Here is a 13,181-nt window from a genome sequence, read left to right as displayed (position 1 = left end):
CCGTGGGTTTTCGCAAATCTGTGGCGATCCTTTTGGGTATGCCTATCCAGATACAGGCTTATTTTGCCTTTTCCTGGCTTTCCGCTTGATAAGTAACACCCAAAGTGCAACAGTATTAGTAGAACGCCCTAACTGATACAGGCACCCATCATGTTCATCCGCGCATACCTCCGAGCCTCCACCGAAGAGCAAGACGCCGGCCGCGCCCGCGCCTCGCTCGAGCAGTTCGCCAGCGACCAAAACAAGGTCATCGCCAGCGTGTACTTGGAGAACGCCAGCGGCGCCACCGCCGACCGGCCGGAGCTGCTGCGCCTGCTGAAAGATGCGCGCAAGGGTGACGTGTTGTTGGTGGAGTCGATAGACCGTCTCTCCCGCCTGCCGGTGGAAGACTGGCAAAAGCTCAAGGCTGCGATCGACTCCAAGGGCCTGCGCATCGTCGCGCTCGACCTTCCGACCAGCCACCAGGGAATGCAGGACACCAAGGGCGACGAGTTCACCGGGCGGATGCTGGGGGCTATCAACTCAATGCTGGTGGAAATGATGGCCGCGATCGCGCGCAAGGATTACGAGCAGCGCCGCGACCGCCAGGCCCAGGGCATCGAGAAGGCCAAGGCCGCCGGCAAGTACCAGGGGCGCCCGGTGGATGCCGATCTGCACAAGCGCGTGACCGAGTTGCTCGGTGCCGGCCTGGGCATTCGCGCGACGGCCAGGCACGCCAATTGCTCCACCACCACGGTGCTGAGGATTAGAGGACTAGCCACGGCTTGACACGGAACCTTATAGGTCCTGGAAGGTGTAGGCCCCTCCTGGCTCGACTTCTCTTGCAATTGCTCGCACTCCATTGAAGGTCATGATCCCAACGTCAAAAACCCGCGAAACGCTAGGGATTACCTGTGCGACTTGGTCGACTAGCCAGCCGAAATGAGAGATCGCTTGATCAAGGACGCTCTTAGTCCCGGCGGAATGATCAAGAGAGGCCATTCGGGCCCGAATTGCTTCGTTCCACTCAATTGCCTGAGATTCGGACGTTCCCCCAGGATAGATCGGAAAAGTCTGCTCAATAATCGAGAAAAGTGATTCGTTGAGATAGGGGTGATATAGGGCAAGCCTTACGATCGGCTCATCATTTTCATCCACCGTGCCGTAGCTGAGTAACCACGACGTGGTTGACAGCGCATAACTGGCCCAAGGGGTACCCGCCTCTGCGGTTTTAAACCGCTGCCGCTCCGAGGTAATGACCTCAAGAATCTCATCGCTGTTTGAAACGTCCATTCCAGCCAGCCTGGACTTCACCGGCGACAATAGGTCCACAGCTCCGCTGGCAGTGATGATTCCAGCTTTGGTCGATACGATCTTGTCGGCATCGTCTGACGAGTAGACGATCTCGCCGTCGACGCAGGCGATTTCCCTCTTGTCAGAAGCAATCAGAGCAAAAGCGCCCAAATTAACGCCAATTAACAACGTCATGTTTCACCACCGAGATTCAATCCGTGAAGTTCGAATTTAGCAGTTATCGGCGTTCCGGAGGTTTTTTCGCAAGGCTGTACGAGGTCGCTTGCTGTCACCCTGCTGTCACGGGTTATAGCGTTGCGAGAGGGATAAGGCTGAAAGCCGCATAGAATATGGTGTCCCAGGGCCGGTTCGAACGGCCAACCTTCCCCTTAGGAGGGACAAAACTTCGGTGCTTACAAAAGGGCGGCCTGAGAAGGGGGCTGCATTAGCGCGTTGTTGAGCTACTCGGCGCTGGCCTGTGGATTCGGGCTGCCGCTCGCCACAGGGAGCATTAACACCACAGTACTTAGAATCCGCGATCAAATGATCAAGTAGCGACGCAGTTTTACGTGCTGTAGAGCAGTAGTGACATCCGTGCGAAATCTACCCCCAGCTTTATTCTCCGCTTGTGTAGCATTCCGGTGCCATGGGGGAACTGGCTCGTTTAAGGGCTCAGGCGACGGCGCAGGGCTCGAATCGTCCTGGCGCGCATGAACACGGTTGCGACTGACACCGCAAGCGCTATACCGCCCGCCAATTCGCCGAAACGCGCGAACGCAACGATGTTCAACATGACGAGAACCATAAGGCCGTAGAACTCGGCATTGGCCTTGCCGGCAGCCAGAGCCTGATGTTCGGTGAGCATCCACTTCGGCGACAGACAGAAGGGGCATACGGACGACTCCGGGTCACGGCCGCCCACGGGTACTCCGCTGATGTAGAACGGTGCGCTTGTGATCACTTTTGGAACCATCATCTTCTTGCAGCACTGGCACTCAACTTTGCTCATGACGTGAACCTGCTGGACTTGGCACATGCCTGAACATTACCCGAGCACTGGCGAATCCCAAGTCAGGGGCTTGCGGGCATGCCGGTGTGCTGACATATCAGTCGGTGTGATGTTTCTTGTCGAGATGATCAGCAACCTTATAGCCAATCACCGCAGCCACTCCCAGCGTGCCAACTACGGCAAGGACCGCGTAAACCAATAGCTCAATCGAGTCCATGTCTTGCTCCTTCTGGGTTGAAAATTTGCACCGAATTCAGCTTCTCATCTTCTGTGCCAATCCCAAGGATTTCATCCTCCTGAAATCCCTTTCCGCCGGTACCTGGCTGATTGAATTCCAGGGCGACCAGCGCAGCGCTCATATCCGCTGTGCGACACCGGTTTCAAAAAAAACATGTTCACACCACCTCTCTTGCCTATGGGAGTCTGACGGTTCACCTCACATAGAGGGAGTCTGCCGGCTTAGGCCGAAGGGGTGTCGTGAAGGAGTGTTGCCCCTGTAACCCGCATGGTTGCTGGTTTTCAGGATTTTCAGGGCGGCTTGTACAGGTTAAGGGGCGTTGTAAAGGGGTGTTGTCGCCCAGGTAAGGGGTGTCGTGAAGGGGTGTCGTCGCTGCAGCCAGCGTGGTTGCTGGGTTTCTGGTTGTTTATGGTGTGTTGTACAGGTTAAGGGGTGTTGTAAAGGGGTGTTGCTGTCCAGGTAAGGGGTGTCGTGAAGAGGTGTCGTTGCCGCGACATGGCTACAGGTATTGGTTCTTCACTGTGTGCCATAACTGCAGCGGCAGATCGATGACAGATGACGACTGAGCATCAGAAGGCATTCGTCAGGCGCGCGCTGTGACAACAAATGGTCGATAAATGACGACGCTGCGGGCCCAGCGAAATGGCGCGTGCAATGAATATGCACCAGATGACGACGGTGAGCTGCGTGACGGATTCCGCTACTCAAATGGTAGATCTGGCTGATCCATTACCTGCCGGATAATCACTGCATAGGTTGCTATAGCCTGATTTCAAGAGCACGTGCAGCAGACATGTCGTTGCTGGCGACACGTTCGGGGGCGGCCTGAGCATCTTTGAGTATTGGGAACGGAGCGCAAATGAGCCGTCGGGTCTGTGACATGCAGCCTGCTCAACAGGTTAAACTCGCATTTTTGCCCGTATTCCAAGGAGTTGCTGCGTGAACACGGAGAATCATTCCCAAACGGCCGCTTTCCTCTGGTCGATTGCCGATCTGCTGCGCGGTGACTTCAAGCAATCCCAGTACGGCCGCATCATCCTGCCGTTCACCCTGCTGCGGCGCATGGAGTGCGTGCTGGAGCCGACCAAAGATGCCGTGATCAGTCAGTCCTGCGCCCAGGAAGGGCGGCCTGACCTGGTGCGCGAGAAGCTGCTGCTGCGCGCTGCCGGTCAGCCGTTCTTCAACGCCTCGCCGCTGTCGCTGGGCACCTTGTCGGATACCCAGACCAGCGAAGACTTGATGAGCTATGTGCAAGCCTTCAGCACCGACGGCCGCGAGATCTTCGAACACTTTCACTTTGAAGACTTCGTCCAGCAGTTGGCCAGCGCCGACTTGCTGTATCAGCTGGTACAGCGCTTCGCGGCGGTCGACCTGAGCCCCAAGCGCATCAGCAACTTCGGCATGGGCATTATCTTCGAAGAGCTGATCCGCAAATTTGCGGAAAGCTCCAACGAAACCGCCGGGGAGCACTTTACTCCGCGTGACATCGTACACCTGACCACCTCGTTGGTGATCACCGGCCAGGACGACAAGCTCAAGCCCAACAGTATCGTCACCATTTACGACCCGACGGCGGGCACGGGCGGCTTCCTGTCCGAGGGCGACGAGTACATCCAGTCGATCAGCGACAAGGTCACCGTGTCCCTGCATGGTCAGGAGCTCAACCCCGAGTCCTACGCCATCTGCAAGGCGGACATGTTGATCAAGGGCCAAAAGGTCGAGAGCATCAAGCTGGGCAACACCCTCTCGGATGACCAACTGGCCGGCGGCAAATTCGACTTCATGCTCAGCAATCCGCCGTTCGGCGTCGAGTGGAAGAAGGTGCAGAAGCGGATCACCGACGAGCACAAGGAAAAGGGTTTCGCTGGCCGCTTTGGCCCCGGCCTGCCGCGTGTGTCCGACGGCTCGCTGCTGTTCCTGCTGCACCTGACCAGCAAGATGCGTGACCCGCGTGAAGGCGGTTCACGGATCGGCATCATTCTCAACGGCTCGCCGCTGTTCACCGGCGGTGCCGGCAGTGGCGAGTCGGAGATTCGCCGCTACCTGCTGCAGAACGACCTGGTCGAGGCGATCATCGCCCTGCCCACCGACATGTTCTACAACACCGGCATCGCCACCTATGTGTGGGTGCTGTGCAACCACAAGACCGCCGCGCGCAAGGGCAAGGTGCAACTGGTCGACGGCACCCAGCACTACAGCAAGATGCGCAAATCCCTGGGCAGCAAGCGTCAGTTCATCACTGACGAGCAGATCGACGACCTGGTACGCCTCTACGGCTGCTTTGAGCAAACTGAGCAGAGCAAGATCTTCCCCATCGAAGCCTTCGGCTACCGTCGCATCACCGTCGAGCGCCCGTTGCGCCTGAGCTTCCGGACCACCCCGCAACGCATCGAGCGCGTCCTCGAAGAAAAAGCCATGCAGAAGCTGGACGACGACGCCCGCCAGCGTCTGCTGGCTGCGTTGCAGTCAATGGATGCCGGAATCGTCTATCGCAACCGCGAGCAGTTCACCAAGGTGCTAAAAAGGGCCCTGGCCGGACATGGCATCAGCCTCAGTACCGGCGAGCAGAAAGCCGTGATGAACGCATTGGGCGAACGCGACCCCGAGGCCGGTATCTGCATGACCAAGGGCCAGCCCGAAGCCGATAGCGGCCTGCGCGACAACGAAAACGTACCGCTGGGCGAGTCGATCTATGATTACTTCGAGCGCGAAGTTAAGCCCCATGTGCCGGACGCCTGGGTCGACGAGAGCAAACGTGACGCCCAGGACGGCGAAGTCGGTATCGTCGGTTTCGAAATTCCGTTCAACCGGCACTTCTACGTATTCCAGCCGCCGCGCCCGCTTGAAGCCATCGACCGCGACCTCAAGGCCTGCACCGATCGCATCAAGCAGATGATCGAGGCGCTGTCGGCATGAGCGAGCCAAACACACCGCGCAGCGCAACGGACAACCGCTTCGGCGAAGTGCTCACGCTGACCCGTCTACCGGACAAGCAGTTGCTGCAGGCCAAATTGCATGAGTTCTATGCGCTGAATGCGGCGCAAGGAGAGGCGCAATGAGCCAGTTCAAGCCGTATCCGGTGTACAAGGATTCCGGGGTGCAGTGGTTGGGGAAGGTGCCGGAGAGTTGGACCGCCGGAATGCTACGTTGGTACTCAACCATCCAAGGCGGGATCGCCAAGGGTAAGGATTATGAGGGCCGCGATACTATTTCCTTGCCGTATTTGCGCGTTGCTAATGTGCAGGATGGTTTTGTTGATTTAACCGAGATTAAACAAATTTCGGTTCTTGAATCTGAACTAGAACGCTACAGCCTCCGGGCTGGCGATGTGTTAATGAATGAGGGGGGTGATAACGACAAATTGGGCCGCGGGGCTGTATGGCAAGGTCAAATAGAGCCCTGTCTACATCAGAACCATGTTTTTGCAATTCGGCCGAATGATTTGCTTCGGTCAGAATGGCTGGCAGCTTTCACAGGGAGTCAGCCGGCGCGTACATACTTTTTCCTGAGTTCAAAACAAAGCACAAACTTGGCATCAATATCCGCAAGCAACATTATGAGTCTTGTGGTGCCAATACCGCCTGTTGCAGAGCAAACACAAGTCCTTCGCTTTCTCGACCACGAAACCGCCCGCATCGACGCCCTGATCGAAGAGCAACTGCGCCTGATCAAACTGCTCAAGGAAAAGCGTAAGGCCGTAATCTCCCACGCCGTCACCAAAGGCCTCGACCCGGCGGTGCCGATGAAAGACTCCGGGGTGGAGTGGCTGGGAGCGGTGCCGGTACATTGGGATGTGGCCAGAGTAAAAAATGTAGCCAAGCTTGAAAGCGGGCACACACCAAGTAAGGAATTTTCAGAGTACTGGGAGGGCGGCGATATACCTTGGGTCTCGCTCAATGACAGTAAACAGTTGAAAGTTGTCGATTACATCGATGAAACGCAATTTATGATTACTGCGCTGGGCATAAGCAACTCGTCCACGAGGCTTTTGCCGGCGCGAGCTGTAGTGTTTACCCGGGATGCAACAATTGGCTTGGCAGCTATTACCACGCGAAAAATGTGCGTATCGCAGCATCTCATTGCTTGGATATGCAACGAAAGCATTGTGCTACCCGAATACCTATTGTTTGTGTTCTACGCAATGGAAGAGGAGCTTAACCGATTTACATTTGGCGCCACCTTAAAAACGATAGGGATGCCTGATGTCAGGAAGCTTGTAACAACAGTTCCTCCGTTGGCCGAGCAGGTGGAAATTGTTGCTGAAGTAAATGCCAAGCGCGAACTCATTGAACGCCTGATTCGAGAGGCGAACACCGCGCTGGAGCTTCACTCAGAACGCCGCTCCGCCCTGGTCTCTGCCGCCGTCACCGGCAAAATAGATGTGCGCGGCTGGCGGCCCCCGGCCAACGTGTCATCCTCCGCTTTATTAGAAGAAGAGTCCGTGTAATGGCTGACAGCAAGGAAGCGGTATTCCAGCAGGACATTATCGCCGCCATGGTCGCCCAGGGCTGGTTGACCGGCCCGGCCAGCGGCTATGACCGGCGTTCGGCGTTGTATACCGAAGACCTGCTGGCGTACTTCAAGGATGCCTGGCCGGAGCGCTGGGACAAGTTCAGCAAGGCCAACCCGAACGACCCGCAAGGCGTGCTGGTACAGAAGGTGGTGCGCGAGCTGGAGCAGAGCAGCACCCTGGATGTGCTGCGCCACGGCTTCAAGCTGCCGGGGGTGAAGGTCGATCTGTGCAGCTTCCGTCCCGACCATGGGATGAACCCGGATACCCTCAAGCGCTACCAGTGCAATCGCCTGCGCGTAGTACCAGAAGTGTCTTACTCGCCCCATGCGCGTGAAGCCGCGAACGGCGGACAAAGCTACAACCCGCGCCTGGACCTGGTGCTGTTCGTCAACGGCATCCCCACCGCCACCCTGGAACTGAAAAGCGAGTTCAAGCAGTCGGTGGAAAACGCCAAGCGTCAGTACTGCAAGGATCGCCCGGTCAAAGACCCAATGACGCGCAAGCCCGAGCCGCTGCTGACCTTCAAACGCGGTGCCCTGGTGCATTTCGCCGTCGGACAGAATGAGGTGGCGATGACCACCAAGCTGGCCGGCAAGGACACCTTCTTCCTGCCGTTCAACCTCGGCAGCGAAGACGGCGGTGCCGGTAACCCGCAGCCGCAAGACGACAGCCAGTACGCCACCGGCTACCTGTGGCAGCGCCTGTTCCAGCCGGATGCCTGGCTCAAGGTGCTGGGCCGCTTCCTGCACCTGGACAAGAAAACCTCGGAAGACTTCGAGGGCAAGCTGGCCACCAAGGAGACGATGATCTTCCCGCGCTATCACCAGTGGGAAGTGGTTAACACGCTGATTGACACCACCCGCGCCGAGGGGCCGGGGCGGCGCTACCTGATCCAGCACAGCGCCGGCTCGGGCAAATCCAACTCGATTGCCTGGACCGCCCACCAACTCGCCTCGCTGTACGACGAGGCCGGGCAGCGGCTGTTCAACTCGGTGATCGTGGTCACCGACCGCACTGTGCTCGACAGCCAGCTGCAGAACACCATCTACCAGTTCGAACATGCCCAGGGCGTGGTCAAGCCGATCACCCGCGACGTCGGCACTACGAGCAAGTCCGAGCAGTTGGCCGAAGCATTGGCCGAGCAGACACGCATCATCATCGTCACCATCCAAACCTTCCCGGCGTTGTTCGATGCCCTGGACAAGTACCCCAAGCTGGCGTCCGGGCGCTATGCGGTGATCGCCGACGAGGCCCACTCCTCGCAGACCGGCTCATCGGCCAGCAAGCTGAAACAGATTCTCGGCAGCGATGCGCCGGATAAAGGAGACGAGGACGAATCGTTCAGCGCCGAAGAGCTGCTGGACGCCGCCGTGGCCGCACGCAGCCCCAACGAGCGCATCAGCTACTACGCCTTCACCGCCACGCCCAAGGCCAAGACCCTGGAGCTGTTTGGCCGCCCGGCCAATTCTGAGCTGCCGCCGAGTGCCGGCAACAAGCCCGAGGCGTTTCACCTGTATTCGATGCGCCAGGCCATCGAGGAGGGTTTTATCCTCGACGTGCTGCAGAACTACACCACCTACAGCACCGCCTGGAAGATCGCCCACCCGGATGCCGAGGACGAGGAAGTCGACTCGAAGAAGGCACGCAGCAAACTGGCGCGCTGGGTACGCCTGCATCCATACAACATCGGCCAGAAGGTCGAGGTGATCGTCGAGCACTTCCGGCAGAACATTCGCTACCTGCTGGGTGGCCAGGCCAAGGCCATGGTGGTGACCAGCAGCCGCCAGGAGGCGGTGCGTTACCAGTTGGCCATGCACGAGTACATCAAGCAGCAGGGCTACAGCGATGTGCATCCGCTGGTGGCCTTCTCCGGCAGCGTGTTGCCCGATGGGGTGATTCCCGAGGAAGTCACCGAGAACAGCAGCGTGCTCAACCCAGGCCTGAATGGCCGCGACCTGGCCAAGGCGTTCGACACCCAGGACTTCAACGTGATGATCGCCGCCAACAAGTACCAGACCGGCTTCGATCAGCCCAAGCTGTGCGCCATGTACGTGGACAAGAAGCTGCAAGGCGTGGACTGCGTGCAGACGTTGTCGCGGTTGAACCGCACCTTCCCGGACAAGCGCACCTTCATCCTCGATTTTTTCAATGATCCCAAGGACATCCTGGAGTCGTTCCTGCCTTACTACACCAAGGCCGAACTGACCGACGTGACCGATCCACAACTCATCTACGACCTGCAGAAGAAGCTGGATGCCGAGGGCATCTACCACTGGCAGGAGGTCGAGGCGTTCGCCAGCGCCTTCTTCGACCCCAAGGCCGCCGCCAGCAAGCTCAGTTACTACTGCCAGCCGGCCAAGGAGCGTTTCGCCAAGCGCTACAAGCTCGCCGCCGAGGCGCGCGCCCAGGCGCTGGACTTCAAGCGCACCGCCGCAGCCAATGGCGACAGTGCCGGCCTGAAAAAGGCCGAGCACGCGGTCAAGGAGGCCGGCGAGCAAGTCGATCAGATGGACCTGTTCCGCAAGAACCTGCAGAGCTTCGTGCGCCTGTACGAATTCCTCTCGCAGATCGTGCCCTACGAGGATCGCGAGTTGGAGCAGCTCTGTGTGTTCGCCAAGCACCTGTACCCGCTGCTACGCATCGACCGCCTGGACGAAGACGATGTGGATGTGGGCGAGCTGCAACTGACCCATTACCGCCTGACCAAGCGTGCCGAACACCAGTTGCGTCTGAGCGAGGAGGAGGACGAATACGGCTTGGAGCCCGCCACCGACATCGGCAGCGGCAAGGCCCACGATCCCGAGAAAAAACACCTGTCGGAAATCATCGCGGCGCTCAACGACATCTTCGGTGCCGAAGTCAGCGACGACGACCAGCTGCATTTCCTCACCGGCATCGCCCAGCGCATCAGCCGCCAGGAAGACGTGATGGCTCAGGTCAACAGTCAACCGGCCAACCAGGTGATGCATGGCCTGTTCCCCAAGCGGGTGGAAGACATCGTTTTAGATGCCATGACCGACCACGAAAAGCTGTCGCTGGAAGTGCTGGATAACGTGGCCAAGAGCCGGGCGTTTGCGCTGGTGATCTACAAAATGCTGAAGGCGATGAACAGCGTTGATGAGCACGCAATGCGCGGGCTCTGATGGTTTTCAGCGGGCTGAGTTGCGATTATGGAGAAGGAACCAGGATGTCGATTCCGGATTTTCAAAGTGTCATGCGCCCGGTGCTGGAGGCGGTTCGAGACGGTGTAGCGATACCGCTCAGCGTGTTGCGCGAAAGCATCGCCGATATATTCCAGTTAACCGAGGAAGAGCGCAAAGAGCGGCTGCCGTCGGGGCATCAAACGGTGATCAACAACCGGGTGGGCTGGGCCAGGACCTACCTGAACAAGGCCGGTCTGCTGACTATTCCGAGCAAGGGCATGGTGCAGATCACTGCTCGTGGTCGGGAAGCGCTGGCCAACGGCCCAGAGCGCATTACCGTGGCTTGGCTGAAGCAGTTTCCGGAGTTCGCCGACTTCCATACCGCTAAACCGCAGAGCGTTGATGTGCTTGGAGTGGTTGAAGTCGAAGTTGCCGAGACCACACCGGACGAGCAATTGGCCGAGGCCCATCAGGCACTGGTGCAGTCACTAGCCGATGAGCTGTTGGCGCAGGTCAGGGCGGCCACGCCAGGGTTTTTCGAGCAACTGGTGGTCGATCTGATGTTGGCCATGGGCTATGGCGGTTCGCGCAAGGAGGCCGGCAAAGCGACCCAGGCCACCAACGATGACGGCATCGACGGCATCATCAAGGAGGACAAGCTCGGCCTGGACGTGATCTACCTGCAAGCCAAGCGCTGGACCAATACGGTGCATCGTCCCGAGATCGACAAGTTCATCGGCGCGTTGACCCGGCAGCGGGCACGCAAGGGCGTATTCATCACCACCTCGGAGTTTTCCGCAGGCGCACGCGAGGCGGCACTTGGCCTGGATATCAAAGTGGTACTGATCGACGGCGTCGAGCTCGCGCGGCTGATGGTCGAGAACAACCTGGGCGTGAGCGTTAAACAGGTGTACGAGGTGAAGCAGCTCGACAGCGATTACTTTGCTGAAGAGTGACTCACAACCCTGGTGGCTGGTTCAGTCCAGCAGGTATGAGGTCGGATATCACTGTTTGACTGGCAGTTAGTATCCCAACCAGGGGATAGAGCTACCTACAAAACCTACAGAACTAGGTTTCGTAGGTTTTGTAGGTAGCCCTGCCGGCCTTTTGAGTAAACAGGCTTGGTCGAGGCTACATTTTTCGCCAGACATAGCGTGTCGATGGGCGGCCACCTTTCTCACCGGCAACCTCGTAGCCAACGATGAAGTCGTATTCAACCAGAATTGCGAGCGCATTATTCACGGCGTCCTGCGAGCCCAATCCCGTCCAGTCCTTCTGGCGCACCTCTCGCGCGGTAAACGGCTCGGGTAATTTCTGCTGACGTTCCAGGAGCAACCGGGCCCCCAGTAGTGGGGCGTTAATTGCTGCGCCGTACAACCGCTGGGCATGGCTCATCAGGTAGGCCGACCAGCCAATTGCTCGGGTAGCAGCCTCTGCACTGACCACTTGCTGTCCTCCGCCGATAAGCTCGAATAGAAGTGCTAATCCGGCAATGGTCTGCGGCATTTTTAGGAAGTGGGATTGCAATGCTGGATGTAATTCTTCCCTCCGGCTTTCCTGCATGTGGCGGGTATACCAAGCGTTAAATATCTCCTGTGCCTCCGGGCTGAACCTGAGTGCAGAACGAGGCTCATCGGGTATTTGGTCGAGTTGCTCGATAACCCAATCCACGCGCTCAGTGGCGGCTTTGTTCGGCCAGCGATCCACCAGACGCCATTCACGGACATCGTCGGGATAAACGGCGAGTTGCAGGCGCTGAATCAGGCCGTCATCCAATTCACCGCTGATCGCGGCGCGCACCAGCGATGCAATTCGTGACGGTTGAATGCCGCCGATCAAGGATAAACAGCATGACTCGATGAAAATGGTGCCGCGCCCAATGCGGTCGTAGGTGAATGAGCCGTTGCCATCGAAACATTCCAGGTAGAACGCTCGCGCAACAGAACCGTCCTCGCTCTGTATCGTCGCCAGCCAGCCTCCCAGCTCATCACGCACAAGCAGTAGGCCGTTGGGGTTTTCGTTGAGCAGCTCGGCGAGTTTCTCGACAGTTGAGTCGTTGACGATGTACCGGCGCAGGACTGGAGCCTGCATGTCGCTGGAAAGTCTGTTGAGTTCCGCCAAAGCTGCGTTCTTGTCGCCGCTACCGAGTAGTTTTTTGGCCTTGACCTTGGCGGCGTTGCGCTCCATTTCGAGCAGCTCGCTGCTGGCCTTGTGCTCGGCCTCAGCCAGGCCGTACTGTTTTCGCTCCCTGGACTCCAGGGCATGCAGTGGGCGCAGTGCCTGTTTGAGTGCTGGCGATTTCATCGCTGATGGCCGACCGATGATGACGCCCCATTGATTGGGGACGACCAACCAGTCGTCGTGCTGTTTCGGGTGGATGGTAAATTTGCGACCCACCACGGAGCTGGCAGCAACCACGAGTGCGACCCCAATAAAATCTGGTGGGCATTGGGTGCGTTCAGCGACATCACGTACATATTCCCGCAGATCGGATGGCAACAGCTCGTCACGCCAGGGCATGACCCTAGACAGCCCGCTCGGGAGCGGCTTTGGCGCAATTTCCGGACTCAGATATGAGGCAAGTGCCGGTTCGGGCATCTCTGCCAAGAACGGCGGGATCTGCTCGTGTGTGGTCATTGCTCATCTCTCTTGGAGAGATCCGGGGTGACTCCATCACGCTCGCTGATTTTGCTCTCCAGCCAGGCCTCCACCTCCGCGACGACGAAGTAAACTCCAGCCTGTTTGCTCGGGCCAAATTTGATGGGGCGAGGGAAGCAGGGATCGGTTTCGCGCAGCTTTTCGAGGCCGGAGCGGCTCTTGTCAAAGCAGTGCTGCAGAGAGGTGTGACTGATCAGGTATTTCTTGGGGGCATGTGTCGGCATGTGTGGGTCTCTGTGTGTAAGCCGACACAGATTTAATACCCCCGACAGCGCTTTGGGGCGCGATTTCAAACCAAAAAAGCGACGGAAAACGTTTTGTCGATTGTTGAGGTAAAGGCGACAGCCG

At 58.2% G+C, this 13,181-nt stretch carries 11 protein-coding genes; 6 read left to right on the top strand and 5 right to left on the bottom strand.

The features are described from left to right. The first annotated feature begins 150 nt into the window (after positions 1-150). Entirely contained in the window at positions 151-768 is a 618-nt protein-coding gene (locus FW800_RS23960) for a recombinase family protein (protein ID WP_446438588.1), read from the top strand. A gap of 9 nt (positions 769-777) precedes the next feature. On the opposite strand, the gene FW800_RS23955 is transcribed toward FW800_RS23960, so the two are convergent. The 3 genes from FW800_RS23955 to FW800_RS23945 form a co-directional block, all read right to left on the bottom strand. Beyond that, a complete protein-coding gene (locus FW800_RS23955; protein WP_446438587.1) occupies positions 778-1,467 on the bottom strand; it encodes a hypothetical protein in 690 nt (229 codons plus the stop codon). Between the two features lie 469 nt (positions 1,468-1,936). Then, on the bottom strand, positions 1,937-2,281 hold the full coding sequence (locus FW800_RS23950; RefSeq protein ID WP_446438586.1) for a hypothetical protein: 345 nt from the start codon (positions 2,279-2,281) through the stop codon (positions 1,937-1,939). 203 nt (positions 2,282-2,484) lie between these two features. Further along, positions 2,485-2,640 carry a hypothetical protein gene (locus tag FW800_RS23945; RefSeq protein ID WP_446438585.1) on the bottom strand — a complete coding sequence of 52 codons (156 nt, stop codon included), beginning with the start codon at positions 2,638-2,640 and terminating at the stop codon, positions 2,485-2,487. An 818-nt stretch (positions 2,641-3,458) separates the two neighbouring features. On the opposite strand from FW800_RS23945, the gene FW800_RS23940 reads away from it, so the two are divergent. From FW800_RS23940 to FW800_RS23920, 5 genes are read left to right on the top strand one after another with little or no spacing between them, the layout of a single operon-like run. Continuing rightward, positions 3,459-5,435, top strand: coding sequence for a type I restriction-modification system subunit M (locus tag FW800_RS23940; protein ID WP_446438584.1), 1,977 nt, complete (start codon positions 3,459-3,461; stop codon positions 5,433-5,435). Continuing rightward, positions 5,432-5,578 (top strand): hypothetical protein, encoded by a 147-nt coding sequence (locus FW800_RS23935; RefSeq protein ID WP_446438606.1) that lies wholly within the window; start codon positions 5,432-5,434, stop codon positions 5,576-5,578. Before FW800_RS23940 ends, FW800_RS23935 begins: the two co-directional genes overlap by 4 nt. Continuing rightward, positions 5,575-6,966: a restriction endonuclease subunit S gene (locus tag FW800_RS23930; RefSeq protein ID WP_446438583.1), complete on the top strand. Its 1,392-nt coding sequence runs from the start codon at positions 5,575-5,577 to the stop codon at positions 6,964-6,966. Before FW800_RS23935 ends, FW800_RS23930 begins: the two co-directional genes overlap by 4 nt. After that, positions 6,966-10,175, top strand: a complete 3,210-nt coding sequence (locus FW800_RS23925; RefSeq protein WP_446438582.1) for a type I restriction endonuclease subunit R — start codon at positions 6,966-6,968, stop codon at positions 10,173-10,175. Before FW800_RS23930 ends, FW800_RS23925 begins: the two co-directional genes overlap by 1 nt. Positions 10,176-10,219: 44 nt before the next feature. Then, on the top strand, positions 10,220-11,131 hold the full coding sequence (locus tag FW800_RS23920; protein WP_446438581.1) for a restriction endonuclease: 912 nt from the start codon (positions 10,220-10,222) through the stop codon (positions 11,129-11,131). Positions 11,132-11,306: 175 nt separating this feature from the next. Here FW800_RS23920 and FW800_RS23915 read toward each other — a convergent pair whose 3' ends face one another. Further along, positions 11,307-12,812, bottom strand: coding sequence for a YfjI family protein (locus FW800_RS23915; RefSeq protein ID WP_446438580.1), 1,506 nt, complete (start codon positions 12,810-12,812; stop codon positions 11,307-11,309). Beyond that, a complete protein-coding gene (locus FW800_RS23910) occupies positions 12,809-13,057 on the bottom strand; it encodes a helix-turn-helix transcriptional regulator (RefSeq protein ID WP_169898838.1) in 249 nt (82 codons plus the stop codon). Before FW800_RS23910 ends, FW800_RS23915 begins: the two co-directional genes overlap by 4 nt. Positions 13,058-13,181 lie beyond the last annotated feature (124 nt).

This window comes from Pseudomonas sp. 910_23 (genome assembly GCF_052850795.1).
This window is presented reverse-complemented; position numbering and strand designations above follow the sequence as displayed.

What these genes read in the sequence shown, in the direction of transcription:
- FW800_RS23910 (WP_169898838.1), bottom strand. Translation starts at nt 13,057, where the DNA reads ATGCCGACACATGCCCCCAAGAAATACCTGATCAGTCACACCTCTCTG.
- FW800_RS23945 (WP_446438585.1), bottom strand. Translation starts at nt 2,640, where the DNA reads ATGAGCGCTGCGCTGGTCGCCCTGGAATTCAATCAGCCAGGTACCGGC.
- FW800_RS23930 (WP_446438583.1), top strand. Translation starts at nt 5,575, where the DNA reads ATGAGCCAGTTCAAGCCGTATCCGGTGTACAAGGATTCCGGGGTGCAG.
- FW800_RS23915 (WP_446438580.1), bottom strand. Translation starts at nt 12,812, where the DNA reads ATGACCACACACGAGCAGATCCCGCCGTTCTTGGCAGAGATGCCCGAA.
- FW800_RS23935 (WP_446438606.1), top strand. Translation starts at nt 5,432, where the DNA reads ATGAGCGAGCCAAACACACCGCGCAGCGCAACGGACAACCGCTTCGGC.
- FW800_RS23955 (WP_446438587.1), bottom strand. Translation starts at nt 1,467, where the DNA reads ATGACGTTGTTAATTGGCGTTAATTTGGGCGCTTTTGCTCTGATTGCT.
- FW800_RS23960 (WP_446438588.1), top strand. Translation starts at nt 151, where the DNA reads ATGTTCATCCGCGCATACCTCCGAGCCTCCACCGAAGAGCAAGACGCC.
- FW800_RS23920 (WP_446438581.1), top strand. Translation starts at nt 10,220, where the DNA reads ATGTCGATTCCGGATTTTCAAAGTGTCATGCGCCCGGTGCTGGAGGCG.
- FW800_RS23950 (WP_446438586.1), bottom strand. Translation starts at nt 2,281, where the DNA reads ATGAGCAAAGTTGAGTGCCAGTGCTGCAAGAAGATGATGGTTCCAAAA.
- FW800_RS23925 (WP_446438582.1), top strand. Translation starts at nt 6,966, where the DNA reads ATGGCTGACAGCAAGGAAGCGGTATTCCAGCAGGACATTATCGCCGCC.